At 30.3% G+C, this 23,224-nt stretch carries 25 protein-coding genes; 18 read left to right on the top strand and 7 right to left on the bottom strand.

Going from position 1 to position 23,224, the window contains the following annotated elements; genetic code table 11:
• Window positions 1-71 precede the first annotated feature (71 nt).
• Complete coding sequence (locus tag B2989_RS08810; RefSeq protein WP_292947458.1) at window positions 72-530, top strand: hypothetical protein; 459 nt, start codon at window positions 72-74, stop codon at window positions 528-530.
• Here B2989_RS08810 and B2989_RS08805 read toward each other — a convergent pair.
• Complete coding sequence (locus B2989_RS08805) at window positions 523-1,692, bottom strand: DUF3095 domain-containing protein (RefSeq protein ID WP_292947455.1); 1,170 nt, start codon at window positions 1,690-1,692, stop codon at window positions 523-525. The two genes, B2989_RS08810 and B2989_RS08805, sit on opposite strands and share 8 nt — an antisense overlap.
• A 252-nt stretch (window positions 1,693-1,944) precedes the next feature.
• Here B2989_RS08805 and B2989_RS08800 point away from each other — a divergent pair, with 252 nt between their 5' ends.
• From B2989_RS08800 to B2989_RS08745, 12 genes are all read left to right on the top strand, one after another.
• Window positions 1,945-2,283: a hypothetical protein gene (locus tag B2989_RS08800; protein ID WP_292947452.1), complete on the top strand. Its 339-nt coding sequence runs from the start codon at window positions 1,945-1,947 to the stop codon at window positions 2,281-2,283.
• A gap of 58 nt (window positions 2,284-2,341) precedes the next feature.
• Entirely contained in the window at window positions 2,342-2,911 is a 570-nt protein-coding gene (locus tag B2989_RS08795) for a helix-turn-helix domain-containing protein (RefSeq protein ID WP_292947449.1), read from the top strand.
• Between the two features lies 1 nt (window position 2,912).
• Complete coding sequence (locus B2989_RS08790; protein ID WP_292947446.1) at window positions 2,913-3,359, top strand: response regulator; 447 nt, start codon at window positions 2,913-2,915, stop codon at window positions 3,357-3,359.
• A gap of 3 nt (window positions 3,360-3,362) precedes the next feature.
• Window positions 3,363-5,147 (top strand): CHASE3 domain-containing protein, encoded by a 1,785-nt coding sequence (locus B2989_RS08785; RefSeq protein ID WP_292947443.1) that lies wholly within the window; start codon window positions 3,363-3,365, stop codon window positions 5,145-5,147.
• A 259-nt stretch (window positions 5,148-5,406) separates the two neighbouring features.
• On the top strand, window positions 5,407-5,985 hold the full coding sequence (locus tag B2989_RS08780) for a hypothetical protein (RefSeq protein WP_292947440.1): 579 nt from the start codon (window positions 5,407-5,409) through the stop codon (window positions 5,983-5,985).
• An 11-nt stretch (window positions 5,986-5,996) separates the two neighbouring features.
• A complete protein-coding gene (locus B2989_RS08775; protein WP_292947437.1) occupies window positions 5,997-6,458 on the top strand; it encodes a hypothetical protein in 462 nt (153 codons plus the stop codon).
• A 20-nt stretch (window positions 6,459-6,478) separates the two neighbouring features.
• Window positions 6,479-6,631 (top strand): lmo0937 family membrane protein, encoded by a 153-nt coding sequence (locus tag B2989_RS08770; RefSeq protein ID WP_292947434.1) that lies wholly within the window; start codon window positions 6,479-6,481, stop codon window positions 6,629-6,631.
• A 51-nt stretch (window positions 6,632-6,682) separates the two neighbouring features.
• A complete protein-coding gene (locus B2989_RS08765; protein ID WP_292947431.1) occupies window positions 6,683-7,153 on the top strand; it encodes an outer membrane protein in 471 nt (156 codons plus the stop codon).
• Between the two features lie 34 nt (window positions 7,154-7,187).
• Window positions 7,188-7,646 carry a ferritin-like domain-containing protein gene (locus B2989_RS08760; protein ID WP_292947428.1) on the top strand — a complete coding sequence of 153 codons (459 nt, stop codon included), beginning with the start codon at window positions 7,188-7,190 and terminating at the stop codon, window positions 7,644-7,646.
• A gap of 37 nt (window positions 7,647-7,683) precedes the next feature.
• Window positions 7,684-7,896, top strand: a complete 213-nt coding sequence (locus B2989_RS08755; protein ID WP_145004470.1) for a hypothetical protein — start codon at window positions 7,684-7,686, stop codon at window positions 7,894-7,896.
• 11 nt (window positions 7,897-7,907) lie between these two features.
• Window positions 7,908-8,048: a hypothetical protein gene (locus tag B2989_RS08750; protein ID WP_186439219.1), complete on the top strand. Its 141-nt coding sequence runs from the start codon at window positions 7,908-7,910 to the stop codon at window positions 8,046-8,048.
• 69 nt (window positions 8,049-8,117) lie between these two features.
• Window positions 8,118-9,284, top strand: coding sequence for a DUF748 domain-containing protein (locus B2989_RS08745; protein WP_292947422.1), 1,167 nt, complete (start codon window positions 8,118-8,120; stop codon window positions 9,282-9,284).
• 60 nt (window positions 9,285-9,344) lie between these two features.
• Here the strand turns inward: B2989_RS08745 and B2989_RS08740 are convergent, their stop codons facing one another.
• Window positions 9,345-9,677 (bottom strand): single-stranded DNA-binding protein, encoded by a 333-nt coding sequence (locus B2989_RS08740; protein ID WP_145004476.1) that lies wholly within the window; start codon window positions 9,675-9,677, stop codon window positions 9,345-9,347.
• Window positions 9,678-9,907: 230 nt separating this feature from the next.
• Here B2989_RS08740 and B2989_RS08735 point away from each other — a divergent pair, with 230 nt between their 5' ends.
• Together B2989_RS08735 and B2989_RS08730 are read left to right on the top strand one after the other, a co-directional pair.
• A complete protein-coding gene (locus B2989_RS08735) occupies window positions 9,908-10,438 on the top strand; it encodes a GNAT family N-acetyltransferase (protein WP_292947417.1) in 531 nt (176 codons plus the stop codon).
• 3 nt (window positions 10,439-10,441) lie between these two features.
• Window positions 10,442-10,789: a hypothetical protein gene (locus tag B2989_RS08730; RefSeq protein WP_292947414.1), complete on the top strand. Its 348-nt coding sequence runs from the start codon at window positions 10,442-10,444 to the stop codon at window positions 10,787-10,789.
• A gap of 11 nt (window positions 10,790-10,800) precedes the next feature.
• Here the strand turns inward: B2989_RS08730 and B2989_RS08725 are convergent, their stop codons facing one another.
• Window positions 10,801-11,265: a CBS domain-containing protein gene (locus B2989_RS08725; protein ID WP_145004488.1), complete on the bottom strand. Its 465-nt coding sequence runs from the start codon at window positions 11,263-11,265 to the stop codon at window positions 10,801-10,803.
• A 203-nt stretch (window positions 11,266-11,468) separates the two neighbouring features.
• On the opposite strand from B2989_RS08725, the gene B2989_RS08720 reads away from it, so the two are divergent.
• Entirely contained in the window at window positions 11,469-12,161 is a 693-nt protein-coding gene (locus tag B2989_RS08720; protein ID WP_145004491.1) for a tetratricopeptide repeat protein, read from the top strand.
• A gap of 66 nt (window positions 12,162-12,227) precedes the next feature.
• Here the strand turns inward: B2989_RS08720 and B2989_RS08715 are convergent, their stop codons facing one another.
• The 4 genes from B2989_RS08715 to B2989_RS08700 all read right to left on the bottom strand — a co-directional run bounded on the left by B2989_RS08715 (window position 12,228) and on the right by B2989_RS08700 (window position 19,038).
• A complete protein-coding gene (locus tag B2989_RS08715) occupies window positions 12,228-14,324 on the bottom strand; it encodes a M13 family metallopeptidase (protein ID WP_414692225.1) in 2,097 nt (698 codons plus the stop codon).
• A 103-nt stretch (window positions 14,325-14,427) separates the two neighbouring features.
• Window positions 14,428-17,889: a T9SS type A sorting domain-containing protein gene (locus B2989_RS08710; protein WP_292947400.1), complete on the bottom strand. Its 3,462-nt coding sequence runs from the start codon at window positions 17,887-17,889 to the stop codon at window positions 14,428-14,430.
• A gap of 95 nt (window positions 17,890-17,984) precedes the next feature.
• Entirely contained in the window at window positions 17,985-18,503 is a 519-nt protein-coding gene (locus B2989_RS08705) for a nuclear transport factor 2 family protein (protein WP_292947397.1), read from the bottom strand.
• 1 nt (window position 18,504) lies between these two features.
• Window positions 18,505-19,038: a hypothetical protein gene (locus B2989_RS08700; RefSeq protein ID WP_292947394.1), complete on the bottom strand. Its 534-nt coding sequence runs from the start codon at window positions 19,036-19,038 to the stop codon at window positions 18,505-18,507.
• A 161-nt stretch (window positions 19,039-19,199) separates the two neighbouring features.
• On the opposite strand from B2989_RS08700, the gene B2989_RS08695 reads away from it, so the two are divergent.
• Together B2989_RS08695 and B2989_RS08690 are read left to right on the top strand one after the other, a co-directional pair.
• Window positions 19,200-20,147 (top strand): NAD-dependent epimerase/dehydratase family protein, encoded by a 948-nt coding sequence (locus B2989_RS08695; protein ID WP_292947391.1) that lies wholly within the window; start codon window positions 19,200-19,202, stop codon window positions 20,145-20,147.
• Between the two features lie 98 nt (window positions 20,148-20,245).
• Complete coding sequence (locus B2989_RS08690; protein WP_292947388.1) at window positions 20,246-23,020, top strand: helix-turn-helix and ligand-binding sensor domain-containing protein; 2,775 nt, start codon at window positions 20,246-20,248, stop codon at window positions 23,018-23,020.
• Window positions 23,021-23,224: the final 204 nt, after the last annotated feature.

The raw sequence follows: 23,224 nt of genomic DNA, 5'->3' as shown, positions 1-23,224 counted from the left end.
CGTTTGGCAAAAATCTTGTAAGGTTAAAAATGCACTATGTATTTAACTTTGAGAAAAATAAACGTTACAAGATGGATAATATAATAAGATATGAGGTTGGTAGCAATGCAATACAACACTTACTTACTGTAAGTACTACAATTGAATTATCCTATCAGTATTTAAAATCTGAGACCAAAAATGAAATGGTTAAATCTTGGATAGATAATAAACTTAGCTATCTAAAAGCTTTTAAACAGCAGTCTTTATCCATATTAAACACAGTAAATATCCAACAATCAAACAAGCCTAATGTATTGTTAAAGCTTAATATGTTATGGTATAAAATAAAACGTAAGTTTTATAAAAACGATAGTCAGCTTATTATTAATGAGTGTTTGAAACTTAACGCTTATTTTTTAAGTGAAGTTAACAAGGAAATTAAATCAGGTATCTTATCTAAACCTGCTTACACTTTATTAAACACGTTAAAAAACGAACTTTTAATAACTAAACAAGAGTTTTACATCTCTAAATTAAAACTTAGCTAAATCTAAGTTGCTTTAATTTATTTTTAAACATTATTGCAGCGCTTGTATAACCACCTTCTGTACCATCCACAAAATGGATGTGCTTTTCCTCTCTATCTTCAATATAACAAGACATTATGGATGCATGTGTAGTATGTAAACCATAAATAATTTTTTTATTAGACTCCAAATCATCCAAGAGTATTTGCAAACGCTTAATTTGCTTGTCATTACCTGATATTACTGTATTAATTGATCCGTCTAACATTATTGTATCTGATAATTGACTAACGCGATAAATGTATAATTTTCCAGCTTTAAAAAACTTAAAGTAGTATTTACCAAACACTGTAATTAACCAATTATTAATTAGATACTGTGATTGGTTTTTACCAACTTTAACGTACATCTCTTTACGGATCTTTTCTAGCGTAGTGTTCAATTTTAATTTTAAGGTAGTAATTGGATTTCGATTGTCTAAATCACCAAAAATGTAGTTAATCTCATTCATTATTGTGCCATAAATCTCAGCTTGCTTTTTTTCGTCATCGCAATTAACAAGAAGGCAAATTACTTTTTTATGTTGTTCATTTGGATAGATCTCGTCCCATCTACACTCCATACCTTCCAAATTTAACGCAATGTTTTTATCTTTAATGTTTGCTGTATTATCAAAGCTTTGTTTAATATAATTTTCAGCAAATTTTATTCCGTTACCTAAAACTACAGGTGTTGTAAGGTACTTGTTATGTCTTAATTTAGTAATCCTTAATGTAACCTTGTTATTATATACCTCTTCTACCTGAAGGTGTCCAACTCTAAGATTTAATTTTAAGGTATTAGTTATATGCTGACTATAATTATTTAAAGCAGTCATAACTGGTGTTAATAAAACATCAGGAATAATAAAAGTAGAACCATCACCTCCAAAAAAGTACGGAATTTGGATTTTTTTATCAATACCTTTTATAGTATTTAAAACAGTAATAATACTTCCTGTTGCACATAAATTAACATCGTTATGCAAACCATTAGCAACTGCCTCTGTGGAGTTTTTTATATCTGTTACTACAATAGTCCAATTTTTAGGCACACTAGAAAACAAACTTTCATCCTTTAAAAGCTCGGTTAAAGGTAATTTGTTTTTAAAAATACTTTTATAAAAATTAATATCGTCTTTCATGTGTACGTAAAGTATTCTGTAAATAACACTTAGCCAACAAAGGTAATCCATTAATGAATATAAAAATCATGCATTTTGGAAATCATATAACAACTTGGCAAAATTATGTAACAGTTAAACTAGAGTCCTAATTTACCTTTGTCTTATAATATTAATACTACTTGAAAGCTTCTTTAAGAATATTTTCATATTCTGATCTTGGTTGGTTATAAAAATAGTTAGTAGAGTAGTATTTATTTTAAACCAATACATATGAAACCTAATAAACTCCTTTTAATAGTTACAATAATTTGTATTACACCATTATTAATAATGTCTACTAATAATGAGGTAGAAATTGTAAGTCATTTAGAACCCGTTAAAAATACAAAAACAACTAAAAACAACACTTTAGATTTAGAAATTGGTGACCAATATTTTGACATAAAAATAAAAGTACCACATTTTAAAGTAGCTTCAAACGCGAATCAAAATGTAGTTATTAGTACTGCCAACCACAGCTTTATTTTGGACCAAAAAGCAACCACAAACACCACTAAATATACAGTGCCTAATGTTGCTAAAATCACTAACATTATTATTAAAAAGTAAATTGCATAGATTAGTTTATTAATAAGTATTATCTTTATTTTGCAACTAAATTTTTAATATGACCTTGTTTTTTAAATTCGATTTTAATGCCATTTGTCAAATTGTTTTAGAACAAACTTTAAAGGACAATGACATAAAATATAAGCACGTTGGATTTGGAGAAATCGAAGTGTTAGAAAAACTAACCACCGACAAACAAGCCACATTACAATTTGCTTTAGATAAGTACCAAATAGAAATTGTTGAAAACCAGAAAAGCATTTTAGTACAAAAAATTAAGGATACTATTATTGATATGGTTTTTAATGAAGACACTGTGGTAAATGTTAAAAGCTCAGTTTATTTAGCAGATACCTTAGGTCATAGTTATGGCTATTTATCTAACTTATTCTCGGAAGTAACTTATACTTCTATTGAAAACTTTATAATTCTTCAAAAAATAGAATACGCCAAACAACTTGTAATTAAACAAGATTTAAGTTTAACCGAAATTGCTTTTAGGTTAAACTATTCTAGCGTTGCACATTTAAGTACTCAGTTTAAAAATACAACAGGAATTACACCTTCTGCATTCCAAAGGATAATTGCTAAAAGAAGAGAATTTAACCAACAAAACAACCAAGAATAGTATGCAAGAGGATTATATAAATATAACATTAGCAGATGATGATGAAGATGACAGATTGTTTTTTACAGATGCTTTTGACGAGATTAAAATAACAACTAGAGTTAAAATATTTAACGATGGTGTCTATTTAATGGATTACTTAAATAGTGATGATGCCACCTTACCTAATGTCCTATTTTTAGATTTAAACATGCCAAGAAAATCTGGACTAGAATGTTTGAAAGAAATCAAACAAAATACTAAGTTTAAAGACATTGCAATTGCAATCTATTCCACCTCAGCTTCCGAAGAAGATATAGAAAACACGTTTATACAAGGTGCAAATATTTATATAAAAAAGCCAAGTGATTTTAAAACATTAAAAAAAGTGTTGTCAGAAGTGGTGACAATTAATTGGCAATACCATACTAATAGCATGAATAAAGACAACTTTTTACTTCGTTTTTAATATATGATTAAAACACTTTCAAATAATATTTCGTTTTTAAGAACAACGCTTTACATAAGTGCATTTGTAATCTTGGTTGTTGGTGCATTAACCTACAGAAGTATTACGGAAGTAACAAAATCTTCCGAGTTAATCACGCACACCTACAAGGTAAATGTGGAGCTTGAACAGATTTTATCAAACCTTAAAGATGCAGAAACTGGACAGCGTGGCTATATTATTACCAAAGACTCTGTTTTTTTAGAACCTTATATTTCTGGAAGAAGCAAAATAAATAACAGCTTTGCAGAGCTAAAGGTTTTAACTAAAGACGACACTATACTTAAAGAAAGCCTAATTGAGGTAAACACGTTAATTAATAAACGGTTATTAGCCTTTCAAACGTCTTACAGATCATTGCCAAAAGGAGATATTGAAGACCCTAATTTTATTGAGAATTTTAGAAATGGTAGAGCTTTAATGGACTCTATTAGAGACAATATTAAAGGCATTATAAAATTACAAAACAATTTACTTAAACAACGTCGTAGCGAATATGAAAGTGATTTAATGGCAACTCCATTACTATTATTTTCATTATTACTATGTTCATTAATCTTAATGTATCTTGCGTATAATAGTATTTATAAAAATATAAAACGCCTAAAAGCAACTAACGAAGAATTAGAGATTTTTAAAGAATCTACTAATCAATCCGAAATTGTTAGTAAACATGGTAGCTGGACTTACAATGTTAAAAAAGATGAATTTACATATTCCGACAATTTATACCGATTATTAGGTGAGCAACCTCAATCTTTTGAGCCTACCAACGAAAACTTTTTGACTTACGTCCATCCCGATGACATCGAAAAGCTAAACATGCAAGTCAAAGAGATGAAAGAAAATGTAGAGCTACCTTACATTTACTATCGTGTAGTCCACAAAAATGGTAATATTAAACATTTAAAAGCCTACGGAAAGTCTGTTGTAAATGAAGATGACGAAACAGTATTGCTAGGTACTACTGCAGATATTACAGATGAAATTAATAATCTTAGAATATTAGAAGAACGTAATGCTGAGTTAGAACGTAATAATAAAGAATTATCATCTTTTAACTATGTAGCTAGTCATGATTTACAAGAACCACTTAGAAAAATACAAACGTTTTTATCTAGATTAGAAGACGAAGAAAGAGATAAGCTTTCTGAAAAAGGAAACAAATATATTGATCGTATACAAAACGCTGCTACTAGAATGCGCTTGTTAATTGATGATTTATTGCAATTTTCAAGATCAAATAAAGCAGACAAGGTATTTGAAGAGTCCAATATTAACCTACTATTAGAAGCTGCAAAACAAGATTTAGCAGAAGTTATTTCAGCTGAAAATGCTGTTATAACCTCAGACACATTCCCTTCAATAAAGGTAATACCTTTTCAAATTCAGCAATTATTTGTAAACCTATTAGGTAATGCTATCAAATATAAATTAGATGGTAAAATACCAAAAATTAATATTACGCATCAAATTGTAGAAGCAGATGGAGAAGACAGTATTGTAAAACCTAAATACTCTCACTACCATAAAATAACATTTACAGATAATGGGATAGGTTTTGACAATCAATATGCAGAGCAAATATTTGTACTATTTAGCAGACTGCATAATAAGGATCAATATTCTGGTACTGGAATAGGCTTATCTATTTGTAAAAAAATAATAGAAAACCACAAAGGATATATTACTGCTAGTGGACAACCAGAAAAAGGATCTGTATTTACAGTATACTTACCCATGGAATAGCCAGAAACAATCTTTATAATATTAAAACCTTACCAACGTAAGGTTTTTTTTATGTCAAATTTCTAGCTAAAAATTGAAATCATATAACCATCCATTAAAATGATGTAACACCAAATGCTTTGTTATATCTCATCTTTGCAATGTAATTATAGACCAAATTATTTTAAAATGATAATTCTATAAACAAAACAAAAAATGATGTAACATAAAATTTTGAACTCGGTTGCATCTTTGTAATATCAAATGGAAGAAATGAAAAATGAAATATTTTAAAAACAGAAAGATTACAGTACTATTTATGTTTGTTGTAATCATGATTGGGATAAGCTTTAATTCTTGCGATGAATTAATAAAAAATAAAAATTCAGAAAATCAAAAATCAGAATTAACAAATCAAGCAATTAATAAAAACAAAAATGAAGCTAAATTATTACTAATGCTATCTAAGGACAATCAAGATGTAATAAACCTTAGTAAAGCTTTACAAGAAGTAATAAATAAAGACAGCATTATAGATTTAGCAAAAAAAATAGAGCAAACACATGTAGAGTTTGCAGAGGATTTACAAGAAGTGGCTACAGACAAATTAATATCAATACCAAATTACGCTGAGTCACCATTAAACAAAACTACAGTAAGCCTAACAGAAAAAGACAAGTTTAAAGTGCTAAACAAACTTAAATCTATAATTGACAATCAATTATTTATATTAAATAAACTATCAGAAACATCAAACAGTAAAGACTTTAAAACATTAATTGTTAAAGCTGATTCTAAAATAAATGACAGCTTAAATAAGACAAAAAATATTTTAAATGTATTAAATACTAACAGCTAATTTAAAAAACTATGAAAAAATTAATACTTACCCTAGCCATAATAACATCAACACTATTTTCTGTAAACGCAGCAGAGTTAGATGTATTAGACACACAATTATTTGACAACAATACGCCAATTATAAATAAAGATCCAGAAAAGAAAAAGGTTGCAAAAACTAAAATTTACCAATGGACAGTAAAAACATCATCAGACGTATTTACAGGTACAGCAGATAGTTTAGAAGACGCTAATAGCCAAATAGCTATGTTAACACAGGCTTCAAAAATTTTAGAAAAAGAGATTTCTAGTATTTATCTAAATAGTGCCAAAAACTCAGACCGTATTTATACTTGGGGAGTTGTAACTGATCGTGGGTTTGCAACTGGAGTAGCAACATCTTTAGATCAAGCACACCAAATGGTACAACTTATGGGTGAGACTGAGGTTTCTAAATCAAAAATAATCGAATCATTCAAATCAAGTAAATAATAACAACTAAATTTTATATCATGAGAGGACTACTTTATATCATAGCAGTAATACTTGTAATAGGTTGGGCTTTAGGCTTTTTTATCTATAGTGCAAGTGGATTAATACACATATTATTAGTAATCGCAGTAATTGCAATATTACTAAGGCTAATTGGTGGACGAGGCGTATAACCAAAGCTTAATTAATCAATAAAAATTAATATATAAACTAACAATAATAGAATGAAAAAATTAATATTATCAGCAATAGTAGTAACCATCACAGCCTTTACAGTAAGTGCTCAAGACATTTCAAAAAATGCTTTAGGTTTAAGATTAGGAGATAATGATGGCTTAGGTGCAGAAATCTCTTACCAAAGACACCTAAACGATAATAATAGACTGGAATTTGACTTGGGTTGGAGAGACTCAGACAACTTAGATGTTTTTAAGTTAGTAGGTTTATACCAATGGGTAATGCCTCTGGACGAAAGCTTTAATTGGTACGTAGGTGCTGGTGCAGGAGTTGGATCTTATGACTCTGGTAACAACGACGGAACTTTTGCTTTAGTTGCAGGAGATATTGGTATCGAGTATAATTTTAATATCCCTTTACAACTATCATTAGACTTTAGACCAGAACTAGGATTTGATGACAACTATAGCGATGATGTAGACTTTGATATCGCATTAGGAGTAAGATACAGATTCTAAAAAAAATTAAATAACACAACAAAAACAAAACATTATGAAAACGACAAAAAATAATCAAGACTTAGTAAATTCATTACAAGAATTATTACAAAAAAATTACGATGCAGAAGCTGGTTACAAACAAGTAATGACCAAAGCGCAAAGCGAGCCTTTAAAAAATTGGTTACAACAAAAAGCGTTGCAACGTAATACATTTGCAACAGAATTAGATTTTCAAATTAGAAAACATAATGCAGAGCCTAAAGCTTCTGGGACAATCAAAGGAGATTTACATAGAGGATGGATTAATGTAAAATCTACCCTAACCACAGATACTGATGAAGCCTTAATGGAAGAATGTATTAGAGGTGAAAAAGCTAGTGTTAAAGAATACGAAGATCAGTTAGGAAACTTTGATTCGGATACAGAAATCAAAACTATTGTGCAATCACAATTAACAACTGTAAAATCTGCCTTAACCACAGTAAAAAGACTAGAAGATATCATAGGATAATCTAGCTTTATATAACCCATCATTAAAACCAAAAATTATGAAAAAACTAATTTATACAGTATTGACTTTAGCTGTATTAACCACTTCTTTTATGGCTTGTAGAGAGCAATCAGAAAAAGAAGAAGTTATACAGGAGATGAAAGACGACGACGCAAAGATGAAAGTCAAAGACGATAAAATCAAGATGGAAACCGAAGATAAAAAGGTGAAAATTACTGATGACGAAATTAAAACCAAAGAAAAATCATAAAACATATAGCCATGAAAAAATTATCATATACCTTTCTAGTCATGTTTTGTTTAGCCATAACGCTATCAGGATGTAGAGAAGAGACCACAGGAGAAAAAGTTGAAGACGCTGTTGAGAGTGCAGCAGATGATGTAGAAGATGCAGTAGACTAAATCTCATAATTCAAATAATACAAATATAAGGCTCGCAAATCGTGAGCCTTTTTTATAAACTAATAGCAAATGACAACACAAAATAAAGGAAGAGGTATTAAAAAGAAACGGTATATAATACCAATAACTATCCTTGTCATATTAATTGCATTTAGGTTATACTTACCAATACTAGTAAAAAATAACGTCAATAAAGTACTAGCAGATATACCTGGTTATTATGGTCAGGTAGAAGATATTGATATCGCTTTAATTAGAGGTGCCTATGTAATTAATGGCATGTATTTAAATAAAGTAAGCGCTAAAACGCAAGTCCCTTATTTAAAATTTCCTAAAACAGATATTTCCATCGAGTGGAAATCATTATTCACTGGTCACATTGTGAGTGAGATTGTAATGTATAGTCCTGAAATAATATATGTAAAAGAAGACCAAACCAATACCGCTAATGATGCAGACGTGGAGGATTGGACAAAAGCACTAACAGACTTAGTCCCTATTAATATTAACCACCTAACGGTTAATAACGGTAAATTAGCTTACGTAGAGCTTAACACAGAGCCTAACATAGACCTACAATTTAACAATATTAATCTTCAAGCAGACAATTTAAGAAACGTTAAAGAAAATAATCGCATACTACCATCACCTATTACTGCTACAGCAACCTCAATTGGAGAAGGTAAAGTAAAATTAAATGGTAATATTAATATTATAAAAGAAATACCAGACATGGATATTTCCTTTGCTTTGGAAGATGCAGATGTTACAAGTCTAAACCCATTTACAAGACACTATAGTGGTATTGATTTTGAGGAAGGAAAATTTGGGCTTTACAGCGAAATTGCAATAGCAGACGGTTATTTTAAAGGTTATATGAAACCGCTTTTAAAAGACTCTAAATTAATAGGAAAAGACGATGGTGTTCTTGGTGTTATTTGGGAAGGTTTTGTAGGCTTTTTTAAATTTGTTTTAAAAAATCAAAGTACAGATACTATAGCTACCAAAATACCAATGGAAGGTGATTTAAGTAATATACAATCTGGAATATTACCAACAATAGGAGGTATATTTAAAAATGGTTGGATTAGTGCCTTTAAAGGCGAAATTGATGATGACATAGAATTTAAAGACGCTTTTACTGATCAAGATTTAACTAGAAAAGAAAAAAGAGCATTAAAAAAACAAGAACAACAAAAAGAGAAAGAGAAGAAAAATAGTGAAGAAGAAAAATAAATTTAAATTTAAAAAGGAGGCTAAATAGCCTCCTTTTTTTTATACAAATAAGTACTATAATTACTTACCTAACATCAAAAGTTCATTACAAACCACTTCTGTTGTATAACGTTTCATACCATCTTTATCTTCCCAAGTTCTAGTCGTTAGTTTACCATCAATAGCAACTTCTTTTCCTTTTACTACATACTTTTCAATTATATCAGCAGTTTTTCCCCAAGCGACTATTTGGTGCCACTGCGTATCAGTAATTTTTTCGCCCTTTGTGTTTTTATAACTTTCATTAGTAGCTAACGTAAATCTTGCCAACTTTTTACCAGATTCTAAATTAATAATTTCTGGATCTTGACCAAGGTTTCCAATTAACTGTACTTTGTTTCTTAACGTATTCATAAGATAAGGTTTTTAAAAAAGCCAAACTTCATTAGTTCCATTTGACACTGCAAAGATGAAACAACACCCTAATTTTATTCGGTAGTTACGCATTTAATGTCGGTTGTAAACGTTTGTTGTCGTTTGTAAACGGAAAAACTGTATCTTAGCTAACTAATAAACAAGCAATTAAATAAAGTTTTGCCAAATTAAAAAATACAAGTAAAAAACTTTAAAGACACTAAAATCTAATGATTGTCAACATTGAAACCAAAAGATTACTACTGCGTGAATTAAGAGCAACTGATTTAGAAGGTATGTTTGAGCTAGACTCTAATCCAAATGTTCATAGGTATTTAGTAAACAAACCTATTAAAACTAAAGCCGAAGCTAAAAAAATATTAGACAGTGTTAAGCAGCAATATGCAGATCGTGGCATTGGTAGATTTGCTGTTATTGAAAAAGCAGCAGGTGATTTTATTGGTTGGTCTGGTATTAGATTAAACACAGAGTATAACATGAATGGATTTACAAAATACTATGATGTTGGCTATAGATTAATTGAACGATATTGGGGAAAAGGATATGCTACCGAGTCTGGTAAAGCTGCTGTAAATTATGCCTTTAATGTCATGAAACTACCCGAACTTTATGCAACCACTGAAGCTGGTAACCAAGCCTCACATAATGCACTTTTAAAAATAGGATTACACTACGTTAATGATTTTTATTTTGAACATGAAAAATTAAATTTACGTTGGTATAAAATTGAAAACAAATAAATTATGGCTAAAATCTGTCCTGAATGTGGAGACAAAATAGTTGGACGCATAGATAAAAAATTTTGTAGCGATGGTTGTAGGAATGCGTACAACAACAAGGTTAATAAAGATGGTAAAAACTTAATCCGCAACATTAATAATCGATTACGTAAAAATTGGCGCATTTTAGAAAGTCTTAATCCAGAACAAAAAACCAAAACCACAAAAACTAAATTAGAAGCTAAAGGTTTTGATTTTAATTATTTTACAAGCACATACACAACCAAAGCTGGTACTATATATTACTTTGTTTACGACCAAGGCTACCTACCTTTAGATAATGATTTTTATGCTTTAGTAAAACGTCAATAAGCATACTAAATCTATTTCCAGTTATGACCTTTTAATTGCATTGCTGCTTTTAAAATATCCTTTTGGCTAATTTGTCCAACTAATTTTCCGTCTTCTACTATTGGAAAACGTCTACGCTTAGACTCTAAAAATTTAGCTGCAGCATCAAAAACATCTAAATTACCATCAATGGTTTCGACATTTTTAACCATATGCTTTTCTACGCTATTATTTTCAGTAGGCATATTATAATAACGACTATCGCTAATCTGCTTAATACAATCGCCTTCAGATATTATACCTATCAATTCATTTTTATCGTTTACTACTGGTCCTCCAGAAATTTTATACTTAATTAAAGTATCAATAACGTCTTCCACACTTTGCGTGGATTTAAAAGTTATCAAATCTCTAGTCATATAATCACTAACTCTTAACGATTGATTAGTATCTAACTGCTGTCCTTTTCTTGGACCTTCAAAACTTTTAATTCCCATAATTTTAAATTTGTTATTCACTTAAAGTTACTGAATTTTAATCTTTTAACCTAAACCATTAACAAACTAAATAGCTAATATTGAATAAGCTTAACATAAAACTAGGCTTACACAACTACTAAAATCAACCTATTAATAATTAGTTATTTAAGAAAAATACTTCAAAAAAAAATTATAGTTTTGAAACAATTAAAATATTTAAAATGAAAAACATACTTTATCTAGTAATTTTATGCTTTGGTCTAACAGCAAATGCACAAACCAATGACGCATTATCAAAACATTATGAAGCCTATTACAAACAAATGAAGACGCAAGGTGATGTACAAGGTATTATAAATGCCTTAACACACCTTAACCTTTTAAAGCCATCAGAAGCAAGAAAAGACACGTTAGCTTATGTGTATTTAAACGAAGGAAAATTCACTCAAGCTCTAAACACTATTGGTATTGAGCAAAAGTCTACAGACTCTGATATCGCTTTAGAAGTTAAAGCTGTTGCGTTAAAATCTTTAGGTGATTTAAATAAAGCTATTCCTTTTTTTAAAACTATGCATGACAAATCTCCAAACGCTCCTGTAGCTTATGAGATTGCCGAAATTTATTTAAACTTAAACAACCTTACGGAAGCTAAAAAATATATTGATTTAGGTTTAGCGACTGTAAAAGACACCCAAGGAAAAACATTTTACGAAACACAGCAACCCTATGCTGTATCTTTAAAAGCAGGTTTATATTACTTAGATGCTTTAGTATTATTAAATAAAAATAAAGACACAAATATCAGTGCTGCCTTATTAATATTAGAAAAAGCTTTAGCTATTGAGCCTGAATTTAATATGGCATTGATTGCAAAAAACGCATTAACAGCGCAGCAGAACCAACCTAAAAACTAAATTAGTTTTAGTGTATAAAAAAAGCCTTCCTGTTTAAAGGAAGGCTTTTTTTTATATTAGAGTATACTACCAAATTCTTACACGATCTTCTGGTGCGATAAACATTTTATCTCCTTCTTTAATATCAAAAGCCTCATAAAAAGCATCTATATTTAATAAAGGTTGCACAGCTCTTGTCATCCCAGGAGAATGTGGATCTGTTTTAATTCTAGTTTTTAATGCATCATCGCGCATTTTGGTTCTCCAAACGGTTGCCCAAGACATAAAGAAACGTTGTTCTGCTGTAAAACCGTCAATATCTTCTGGTCTTCCATTTTGTTCAAAACTCATTTGTAAAGCATCATAAGCAGCTAAAACACCACCTAAGTCTCCAATGTTTTCACCTAATGTAAAAGCTCCATTAATATTGGTTTCTGGTAATACTTCAATACCTGAATATTGATCAGCTAAAGCTTTTCCTAAACCTTCAAATTGTTTTAAATCTTCATCTGTCCACCAATTGTTAAGATTCCCATCTTTATCATAACGTGATCCTGAATCATCAAAACTATGTGAAATTTCATGTCCAATTACAGCTCCAATTCCTCCATAATTTACAGCATCATCTGCAGTATAATTATAGAAAGGTGGTTGTAAAATAGCTGCTGGAAAAACAATTTCGTTGTAAGCTGGATTAAAATAAGCATTTACTACTTGAGGAGCCATGTACCATTCTGACTTATCAACTGGTTTTCCTAATTTTTGAATATCATCTTTAAAATTCCATGCAGTAGCATTTAAAGAGTTTTGTAAATAAGATCCACCTTCTTCTACACTATTAATCTTTAATTCGGAATAATCTTTCCATTTGTCTGGATAAGCAATCTTAACTTTAGTTGCTTTAAGTTTTTCGATTGCTTTTTGTTTAGTTTCTGGACTCATCCAGTCTAATTTATTTATACGATTCTCAAACGCTAAGATGACATTTTCAATCATTTTTTTAGCTTTCACTTTAGCTTCCGCTGGAAATTTTTTGTCAACATATAATTTACCCAAAGCTTCTCCAACGGTACCGTTTAACGCACCTAAAGCACGTTCTTCCCTTGGACGTTGTGCTTTTGATCCATTCAATTCTTTACCGTAAAACTCCCAGTTAGCAGTTTCAATATCTGTACTTAAATAACCTGCAGCACTATTAAATGTTTGCCACTTTAAGTAAGCTTTCCAGTCGCTAACATTACCATCAGCCAATACTTCTTGTAATCTGTTAAAGTAACCTAAATCACCTATGATAACGGTATCTAATTGTTTTACACCTATACCAGAAATAAAGTTTTTCCAATTAACTGCAGGCACCATTTTTTGAACCTCTGCAATTGATCTTGGATTGTAACGTTTACGAGCGTCACGACGATCTACCTTATCCATTTTAGCTTCTTCTAATCTTGTTTCGAAAGCTAAAATTTGTTCTGCTTGTGTTTTAGCTGTTGCTTCATCATCACCCAAATATTGAAACATTCTAGTGATATGTGCTACATACTTTTCTCTTTTTTCTTTTGAGTCGGCATCATCCTTAATGTAGTAATCTCTGTCTGGTAAACCTGTACTTCCTCCTCCTAAATAAGCAACGTTACGGTTACTATCTTTAGGATCAGATCCTACACCAAATCCGTAAAGACCACCTCCACCTTGAGGCTCCATTTCGATCATGTAAGCTTGTAAGTCTTCGATGTTTTTTATAGCTTCAATTTTAGCTAAATATGGTTTTACTGGCTCAATACCTAACTTATTACGACCAATAGTGTCCATAATAGTTTGGTAAAAATAAACAGCCTTTTCTTGGTCAGAACCTGGTAATACTTTAATGTTTTCAAGATCTTTATTATCAGACATTGCTGCTTTTAAAATTGCCAAAGCGTCAGCATCTGTTTTTTTACGCAATTCTTGGAAACTTCCCCAAGTAGCTTGATCATCCGGAATCTCGTTATTGTCTAACCATTTTCCGTTTACATATCTAAAGAAATCTTCTTTAGGTTGTGTTGATTTGTCCATGTAATCTAAATTGATTCCTGGAACGACTTCTAATTTTGCAGTTGGTTCCGCTGGCTTATCTTCTTTACATCCCATGATGGTTAAGCAGCCAACTATACCAATTACAGTTGATTTTTTTAGGTTGATTTTCATTTTTTTGATAGTGTTTATATTACGCGTATAATAATTGTTTAAGGTATAAAAAACGCGCCTACTAGCTGGTAGTAAGGCGCGTTTTTTAAGTTTAAATTAACTTTTAATTAACAATTAGCTTTTTAGTTATTCTGCCAACATTAGTCTGTAAATTTAAAAAATAAACTCCTGTTGAAAAGCTACTTAAATCCAATTGATACAAATTATTATTAGTTTTAGCTTCTAATTTATTATAAATTAATTTCCCTGTAAGGTCATAAACCGCAACATCAAAACTTTGATTAGAAAGAGTTTTAATATTGAATAAGCCTTTTGATGGATTTGGATACACCATAAAATTGTTAGTTTCAAACTGGTCAACACTTAAATTATCGGTTCCTCTGATCACAAAATTATCAATGATAACACCTTCTTCCTGAACAGCTTGATCAGACTGAAATACAAACCTAAACATAATACTAGTCTCTGCATTTAATGCTGTTAAATCATAGCTATACTCTGACATTGTAGCAGATTGTGCATCTGTTCCAGACCATTGAGACCCAATACAGTTAAAACACGTATTATTTTCGCCTTGTGCAGTATCATTATTGTACCAATTTGGATCTGTTGCTGTACCTAAAACAGTCCAGTTTAATCCTTGATCAATGGAGTACTCCATATATAATAGATCCCAATCATCTTCAAGCTGAAAAGCCATATCAAATTTAACCTCAGGACTTAATAAAGTTGTTAAATCAAAGCATTGCGACACTAAATAACTTTTTACATTGTTATCATAATCTCCTACTAAGTTTGTACCATATACTTGATTAGACAAATCTGAAGACGGGTTGTTTAAGACTGCTCCTGTTGGAACACCTCGTTGCCAATATTGTGTTGCTGCGCTTTCGTCAATAACTAATAGTGCTTCTTCAGGTGTTTCAAATGTATTTACCACTTGTGTTACACCACTATCATTAACATAAATAACTTTTTCTTCAGAGTCATTATTACTTGCATAAGCATCACCAGCAATAGTTGATGATACTTTAAATGTATAAATTCCTTTAGGTAAATTTAATACTGGTAAATCCACTAAAGTTGATGTTTCCGACAGTAAATTACCTGTCCAATTATAAACATTAGAAACACCATCGATTAAGTAATTAAAATCTACAGATGTTATAGGACTTAACCCATTGTTTTTAATTTCTACTTGAGGTACAATATTAGCATTACAATCTACAGCTGCACTAATACCATTAAGCGCTACCAATTTAACATCTGTAGCTGCCAATTCGGTTGGAATACTAGATTGCCATATACCTCTACCGTAAGTAGCTGCAGTAATTTTATCATCTAAAACATTAATTTCTACATCAGTTACAGCAACATTAGGTAAATCGTTGTTAAATAAATCCCATGTTAAAGTATCATCATCATATCTATAAACGCCTAAACTTGTGCCTAAAAACAATGGGTTTTTAGAATGTAATCCTTGATGTTTTATACTATTTTTAGTTACTGTTGGTAAACCACTTGTTATGTCGGTAAAATTGTTTCCGCCATCAACTGATTTTAAAACTTGACCGAAAAATCCTGAGGTAGTAACGTATACTATCGTGTTATCAGAATTATTAACTTCAACAGAGGTTATATTAGAACTAAAAGAAGCAACATTTGTAAAAGAAACTCCTCCATTAATACTTTTTCTTAATGAAGCATTTATAACAACATAGATATTATCTGGATTTATTGGATCGATCTCTATAGCATCAATATTAGAACCAAACGAAGACGACACTGCTACCCAATTATTACCTACTAATTTATATAATGAATTAAAACCAGAATACAGCTCACTATTAACACTCATAGCCAAAGGTGTAATCCAATTACCCTCTTCTCCAGCAGGAGAACCTACACTACCTGTTATTGCACCACCTGCATTTGAGGATATATATAATCCGCCTCCATTTTGCGTAAATCCATAATAATTATTGGAGTTTGCAGGATCAATTGCAGTATCCATACCATCTGCTCCATAATAATTTTGCCACTGTCCATTATTAAAAGCATGACCACCATTATCTTGTAATCCACCAACCATTTTATTAGAGCTTTGTTTTGATACTGCTACTCTATAAAACTGACTGATTTGCATTCCTGCTGTTAAGTCTGTAAAACTTATTCCTTTATTTTGAGATTTGTAAAAACCACCATCTGTTCCTGCATATAAGTCACCATTAAAAAATCTTAAAAAATGAATGTCTGCATGAGAATAAGAGGATGAAAATGGTGCATTCCAATTATTAATTTTTGTGAAATTAGTTTGACTTCCGGTAACATTACCTTTCCAAATATTTAGGACTCCTGTATAAATTTCGTTTTCATCTGTGTCCGAAACTGCAAAAGCAAGATCGTACCAAGACTGCGTAGATTCAAAAATATCACCATTATTAGCCAATGAAGCTACTTGAGTAAAATTAACACCAGCATTTGATGATTTATAAACACCTCTAAAACCATAGCTATTATCCGACAGCAAAACATAGACCACGTCAGGATTTGCAGGTGTTACATCTATAACCATTCTAGAAATACCATTAAAAGGTAATCCTCCAGTAACCAATGTAAACGATTCTCCGCCATCAACAGATTTATAAAACCTGTTGCTAGTTACTGCGTATAAAGTATTTGGATCTGTTGGCTTAATTTTTATGTCTTTAATATTTAATCCTACAGTGCCATTAGAAGCGCTAGACGTATTAAGATTGCTCCAATTTACACCTCCATCAATAGTTTTATAAACACCATTACTTGTAGCTACCCATAACATATTAGAGTTTGTTGGATTGATATAAATATCATTCATAGAGTTTGGTGAGTTTCCAGGATTTAACCCTGTAGTATTCCACGTTAATCCACCATCTATAGATTTCATGACACCTACACTAAAAGAATCTCCTGCGTCATCATCTCCTGTAGCGATATAAATAATATCACTATTATTGCTATCAATAGCAATTCCCGAAACTCCGATTTGAGGTAAATCATCTGTTGTGGTAATCCACGACAAACCAGAATCAATAGATTTCCATAAACCTCCAGCAGGTGCTCCTGCATAAATTGTTGTAGGTATATTTGGATCTTGCACTACAACATTTATTCTACCTTGTCCAGAAGACCAAGATCCAGTATTAGAATGCGTAAAAGGACCAACAGGTTGCCAATCACTCTCATCAACCATTATATTGCTACTTTTTAAGTTGCTTTTTGAATTTACAACGTCTAAATATGTATTCCATAACTCCAAAGATGTTGGAAGTGTACCGTCTGGTTTCACATAATTTGACCAATACGTTTCCCATCTTTTAAATGGTTTATAACCACTCCCTTTTTGATTAGGATCTCTAGTTTTCCAATAGGTATTAAAGGCGTCAACTATATCCTGAAATTTTGCAGGTTTTGATTTATCGCTTGACGTTTGCTTAAGACTACTCATCCATGGAGCATCTTGATTAAATTGAGCAAAAGTTAAAGTACTAAAAAGCACAAAAACTAAGAGTAACATTTTTTTCATTTTTCTAACATTTTAAAATCAAAAATAGAAGTTTTTTATTTAACTACTGATGTATTAACAAAAAACATCGACAAAATACATTCTTTTTTAAGTATTTAGTAGTTTTTTAATAATTTTAACTTTAAAATGCTATCTGATGCCTTTTTTAAATTTGTCACTTCACTTACATTATCATTTGGAATTGCTATTGACAAGACATAATGTTTAACTTTCCACACATCGCCAACTTTTTCAACAATTCCAGATCCTCTGCAAATTTCCATTTGTGTATCTAATAATTCATCAAACCACGCTAATTTTTGATTTTCATACACATAAACATTTCTTGATATTGTAGTAAAACTCCATGCTTTTCCTTTATCAAAATAAGGTTTAGCAAATGCCTTGAATTGATTGTTTTGCCAATTTTCGGTTGCATCTGTACCTATAAAAACGCCATCTGTTGTCATTAAATTAAAATAAGCATCAAAATTAGCTTCTGCAGCAGCTTTATGCCAAGCTTCCAAACTGCAATTTATATCTTCTTTTTGCTTTACAACATCCACTTGCACTTCTGCTACTTTACAAGAAAACAATAGGGTAAGACCTATTAGACAAAAAAATACGTATTTCATTTTAATAAGGCTTTATAATAGTTTGACTATCTTTTTCTATCTTTTTGTTTATCTGAAGGTTTAAATTAGAAAGCGCAACAAACACTTGTTGTATTGCCAATAACTTATCTTTTTTTGAACTTGTATTTAAACTTTCAATTTCTTGAAACTTAAAAAGCATGGTTTTTAAAACCAAAACTCTAGCTTTTATAGGCTCAGTATTGATACCTTCAGGTATTGTTTCTTCTAAATCTTTAAGGCTAGAAACAAACAAATCTGTATCTGCATTAAAAAATGAAAAATCAGGAAGTTTGATTTTTTCTATTCCATTAACGACATTCAAGTAAGGTTGCCAATTTGAAATAACCTTATTAGTCTTTGCATCTAAGCCTATGTCTTTATAATTAACTTTAGAAATATCTTTCTTAGTTAATTTTAACGAATCCGTTACAACTGTATTTTGCATTGATTCCTCTTCAGCTGTTATTTCTGTGTTTTCCTTTTTACAAGATGTAAATAACAATACAGTAATTACTAATAATTTTATAAATCTCATGATTAAAACTAAATGTTTGACACACAAATATATTAGATTAAAGAGTTAAATATTATTAAAACTTAAAATTGTTTATTCTGACCACTTTTATAATTTTTTTATTAATAAATCTTTAAAATGTTATTACTTTTGAGCGCATATTTTACACATAATCCAACAAAATGAGCGAAAAAATATTAATTATTGGAGCAGGAGGACAAATAGGTTCAGAATTAACCTACAAACTTAGAGCTATACATGGTGATGCTAATGTTATTGCAAGTGATTTAAATTACAATAACCTAGATTTAGTCAATTCTGGTACATTTGAGATTATCGATGCTATGGATTATGCATCCATTAAAATATGTTGTGAAAAACATAATATTGATACCATTTACCTAATGGCAGCTTTATTAAGTGCTACAGGAGAAAAGTATCCAATGAAAGCTTGGGATTTAAACATGCAATCACTTTTTCATGTATTAAATTTAGCTAAAGCTAAAGCTATAAAAAAAGTATTTTGGCCTTCTAGTATTGCTGTATTTGGACCTACTACTCCAACAGAAAACACTCCTCAATATACTGTCATGGAACCAACTACTGTTTACGGAATCACCAAGCAAGTTGGTGAACGTTGGTGTGAATATTATCACGAAAAATATGATGTAGATGTAAGAAGCTTACGTTACCCAGGAATAATTAGCTGGAAAACGCTACCTGGTGGAGGAACAACAGATTATGCTGTAGAAATCTATCATGAAGCTTTAAAAAATAAAAATTACGAGTGTTTTTTAACCGAAAACACAGCGCTTCCAATGATGTACATGGATGATGCTATTAAGGCTACTGTAAATATTATGTCTGCAGATTCTGATAAAATAAAAATTAGATCTTCTTATAATCTTTCTGGAATTAGCTTTACTCCAAAAGAGATTGCAGAGTCTATAAAGAAAGAGATTCCAGAATTTAAAATCAGCTATAAGCCTGATTTTAGACAACAAATTGCAGACTCTTGGCCAAGTAGTATTGATGACACTGAAGCTAGAGAACAATGGGATTGGAAACATCAATTTGATTTGGATGGAATAACCAAAGACATGCTAAGCAATTTAAATAAAAAGTCTTAGCTGTATTAATCAATCTAATTTGTAGATAGTTAAATAAATACCTAAAAAAAGAGTCTCTAATTAAATTTATACTTTATCGAAACAAACGTTTAATTATAATGAAAATAAGGATACATCTGTTATTTATTGTACTAATAGCAAGTCAACTTGCTCAAGCACAATATACTCCTTATTTTGAGAATTTTTCCTTTTCGCAATATGATGCAGGAAACCAAAACTGGGGCGTTTCTAAAGCTGAAAACGGAAAAGTCTATGTTGCAAATAACAATGGTTTACTAGTATATAATGGTTTAAATTGGGAATTAAACACCTTACCCAACAAAACTACAATTCGTTCTGTTTTAGTTGTTAAAGACAAGATATATACTGGCTCGTATGAAGAGTTTGGCTACTGGCAATATAACAACAAAGGAGAACTAATTTATCACTCGTTGTCGCATTTAATTAATCAAAACAAATCACTTAATGAGGAGTTTTGGCAAATTCTAGAACACGATAACAAAATAATATTTAGATCTTTTTTAAACGTCTATGTTTTAGAAAACAATACCATTACAAAAATTGAATCTACTGATACAATCATCTCTTGTTCTGTATCTAACGATACGGTTTATGTTAATACATTAACCAACGGAATATTTACACTAAAAGACAATACCTTAACGCCTTTTTTATTTAGCGATGATCTTGTTGATGCTAAAATTATTGGAATAGCCAACTACCAAAATAGTTTATTAATTACAACTGCTTTAAAAGGAAGCTTTACGTTAATAAACAACAACCTACAACCAACTAAGCTTCCTATTAATGATATAATAAAAAAACATCAACTTAATAGTTTTTTAAAATTAAAAAACGGAAATATGGTGTTTGGAACTATAAAAAATGGAATTTATGTTACAGACTACTTAGGGCAAGTCATATTTAATATTAATAAAGAAAATGGACTAGTTAACAACACCGTTTTAAATATAATAGCAGATAATGATGCTAATATTTGGGTTTGTTTAGACAATGGATTGTCCAAAATAAATTTAAAAAACAACATAACATACTATAATGATGTTTCTGGTAAACTAGGTGCAGTTTACGATGTAATAAAGTATAATGACACCATTTATATTGGTAGCAACACAGGTCTATATTATTTAAACAATCAACATCAATTAATATTTATTGAAGGGTCTCAAGGACAAGTATGGGATCTTAAAGTGATAGATAATCAGTTGTTTTGTGGACATAATGATGGTACTTTTTTAGTAAAAAATAACACCATACAGTTAATATCAAACTTTACAGGAGGTTGGACAATCAAAAAAATACCTGACAACAACAGCTATGTTCAAGGTACTTATGGTGGATTAGTAAAATTTAATAAAACAGAAGAAAGCTGGTCTGCATCCTACTTAGGACAACCAACAATCCCAATAAAATATTTAGAGTTTGAAGACAAAAATAATATTTGGGCTGCACATGCTTACAAAGGTTTAATAAAAGTAAAGTTAAATAACACCTTTGATTCCATTATTGATTATAAGGAATATAACACAAAAGCAACTGCTTCCGACTACAATATTAAAGTCTATAAAATTAAAAACAATATTTGCTTTAAAACCAATGATGGATGGAAAACCTATGAGCCATTGGCTGACAGCATAATTCCATATAAATTTTTAAACGACAAAATAGGTCCTCAATCTGATGTCGTGTCAGAAGACTTAACTAATAACTTATTTTTTAAAAACCACAAAGGCATCATTCAACTTAAAGCCACTAACAACGATAAATTGGTTTTAACTAGAGATTATTATGATGACAGACTAATTGTTGGGTATGAAAACATATCACAAATTAATGACTCTATTTATGCGCTTAACTTAAATAATGGCTTTTTATTACTAAATGCAAACCAAAATTTTACCGTTAAAAAACCAGTTAAACCACTAATCGAAAAAATACAAGTAAACGACGTTAGAGTAAAGATTGACACTTCGGTAATAGAGTTACCAAATAACGGAAAACTAAGCATATCTATAGCCTCTCCAAACTCTAACAATCATTTTTTTGAATACAGTTTAAGCACAAATCCTACTAAATGGGACAAAGTAGATAATGAAAACTTAGTATTGTCCAATATCAAAAATGGAGACTTTTCAATATTATTCAGAACTTCCAATAAAGCAGGCGAAACCTCTCCTGTAAAAACAATAAATCTTCATGTATTACCACCATGGTACAAGTCTAGTACAGGTTTTATAATATACGCATTAGCCTTAATTTTAGCTTTAGGTATAATGTATTTACTTCATAAAAGAAAAATGAAGAAAGAACAAAAACTACTAGAAATAGAATTTAAAAAAGAGCAACAACAGATTTTAAAAGAAAAAAATATTGAAAATGATCGTAAGATTATTAAACTTAAAAATGAATCACTTCAAAACGAAATCAAATTAAAAAGCAAGCAATTAGCAAATACAGCTATTGCATTGGTTAAGAAAAATGAAGCTTTATTAGAAATAAAAAAAGAACTTCAAATTAACGAAGGTCAGTTCCAAAATAAACAAGTAAGTAAACGACTTCAGAAAAAAATTGATCACACAATTGGTCATAAAGACGAATGGGAAATATTTGAATATAACTTTAATCAGGTGCATGAAAAATTCTTCAATCAATTAAAAATTAAACATCCAAAACTATCGCACAAAGACTTAAAATTATGCGCATATATTAAGATGAATTTAGTAACAAAAGAGATTGCTCCTTTAATGAATATTTCTACCAGAGGAATTGAAACACACAGATATCGTTTAAAACGAAAATTAAATTTAAGCTCAGAAGACTCGCTTACAGACTATCTAAACAGCTTCATTTAAACGCATTTTTATCTAAATTATAACATAAATTACTACGTCAATACTACGTCACTATATCGTTTTAGTGTACTATTTACTGATTAATACCATGGTTTATAATACGTCAGCACTAGCTTTGTTAACATTAACTTAACCTTGACGTAATCAAAATGTATTTGCATTTTAAAATTAAAGATAAATAGATAGTAATTTTACTTCACTAAC

Source organism: Olleya sp. UBA1516 (genome assembly GCF_002323495.1).
Classification (GTDB): Bacteria; Bacteroidota; Bacteroidia; order Flavobacteriales; family Flavobacteriaceae; genus Olleya.
This window is presented reverse-complemented; position numbering and strand designations above follow the sequence as displayed.

What these genes read in the sequence shown, in the direction of transcription:
- B2989_RS08745 (WP_292947422.1), top strand. Translation starts at nt 8,118, where the DNA reads ATGACAACACAAAATAAAGGAAGAGGTATTAAAAAGAAACGGTATATA.
- B2989_RS08785 (WP_292947443.1), top strand. Translation starts at nt 3,363, where the DNA reads ATGATTAAAACACTTTCAAATAATATTTCGTTTTTAAGAACAACGCTT.
- B2989_RS08790 (WP_292947446.1), top strand. Translation starts at nt 2,913, where the DNA reads ATGCAAGAGGATTATATAAATATAACATTAGCAGATGATGATGAAGAT.
- B2989_RS08695 (WP_292947391.1), top strand. Translation starts at nt 19,200, where the DNA reads ATGAGCGAAAAAATATTAATTATTGGAGCAGGAGGACAAATAGGTTCA.
- B2989_RS08715 (WP_414692225.1), bottom strand. Translation starts at nt 14,324, where the DNA reads ATGAAAATCAACCTAAAAAAATCAACTGTAATTGGTATAGTTGGCTGC.
- B2989_RS08760 (WP_292947428.1), top strand. Translation starts at nt 7,188, where the DNA reads ATGAAAACGACAAAAAATAATCAAGACTTAGTAAATTCATTACAAGAA.
- B2989_RS08705 (WP_292947397.1), bottom strand. Translation starts at nt 18,503, where the DNA reads ATGAAATACGTATTTTTTTGTCTAATAGGTCTTACCCTATTGTTTTCT.
- B2989_RS08795 (WP_292947449.1), top strand. Translation starts at nt 2,342, where the DNA reads ATGACCTTGTTTTTTAAATTCGATTTTAATGCCATTTGTCAAATTGTT.
- B2989_RS08770 (WP_292947434.1), top strand. Translation starts at nt 6,479, where the DNA reads ATGAGAGGACTACTTTATATCATAGCAGTAATACTTGTAATAGGTTGG.
- B2989_RS08700 (WP_292947394.1), bottom strand. Translation starts at nt 19,038, where the DNA reads ATGAGATTTATAAAATTATTAGTAATTACTGTATTGTTATTTACATCT.
- B2989_RS08720 (WP_145004491.1), top strand. Translation starts at nt 11,469, where the DNA reads ATGAAAAACATACTTTATCTAGTAATTTTATGCTTTGGTCTAACAGCA.
- B2989_RS08730 (WP_292947414.1), top strand. Translation starts at nt 10,442, where the DNA reads ATGGCTAAAATCTGTCCTGAATGTGGAGACAAAATAGTTGGACGCATA.
- B2989_RS08765 (WP_292947431.1), top strand. Translation starts at nt 6,683, where the DNA reads ATGAAAAAATTAATATTATCAGCAATAGTAGTAACCATCACAGCCTTT.
- B2989_RS08800 (WP_292947452.1), top strand. Translation starts at nt 1,945, where the DNA reads ATGAAACCTAATAAACTCCTTTTAATAGTTACAATAATTTGTATTACA.
- B2989_RS08780 (WP_292947440.1), top strand. Translation starts at nt 5,407, where the DNA reads ATGAAATATTTTAAAAACAGAAAGATTACAGTACTATTTATGTTTGTT.
- B2989_RS08725 (WP_145004488.1), bottom strand. Translation starts at nt 11,265, where the DNA reads ATGGGAATTAAAAGTTTTGAAGGTCCAAGAAAAGGACAGCAGTTAGAT.
- B2989_RS08775 (WP_292947437.1), top strand. Translation starts at nt 5,997, where the DNA reads ATGAAAAAATTAATACTTACCCTAGCCATAATAACATCAACACTATTT.
- B2989_RS08810 (WP_292947458.1), top strand. Translation starts at nt 72, where the DNA reads ATGGATAATATAATAAGATATGAGGTTGGTAGCAATGCAATACAACAC.
- B2989_RS08750 (WP_186439219.1), top strand. Translation starts at nt 7,908, where the DNA reads ATGAAAAAATTATCATATACCTTTCTAGTCATGTTTTGTTTAGCCATA.
- B2989_RS08805 (WP_292947455.1), bottom strand. Translation starts at nt 1,692, where the DNA reads ATGAAAGACGATATTAATTTTTATAAAAGTATTTTTAAAAACAAATTA.
- B2989_RS08740 (WP_145004476.1), bottom strand. Translation starts at nt 9,677, where the DNA reads ATGAATACGTTAAGAAACAAAGTACAGTTAATTGGAAACCTTGGTCAA.
- B2989_RS08690 (WP_292947388.1), top strand. Translation starts at nt 20,246, where the DNA reads ATGAAAATAAGGATACATCTGTTATTTATTGTACTAATAGCAAGTCAA.
- B2989_RS08735 (WP_292947417.1), top strand. Translation starts at nt 9,908, where the DNA reads ATGATTGTCAACATTGAAACCAAAAGATTACTACTGCGTGAATTAAGA.
- B2989_RS08710 (WP_292947400.1), bottom strand. Translation starts at nt 17,889, where the DNA reads ATGAAAAAAATGTTACTCTTAGTTTTTGTGCTTTTTAGTACTTTAACT.
- B2989_RS08755 (WP_145004470.1), top strand. Translation starts at nt 7,684, where the DNA reads ATGAAAAAACTAATTTATACAGTATTGACTTTAGCTGTATTAACCACT.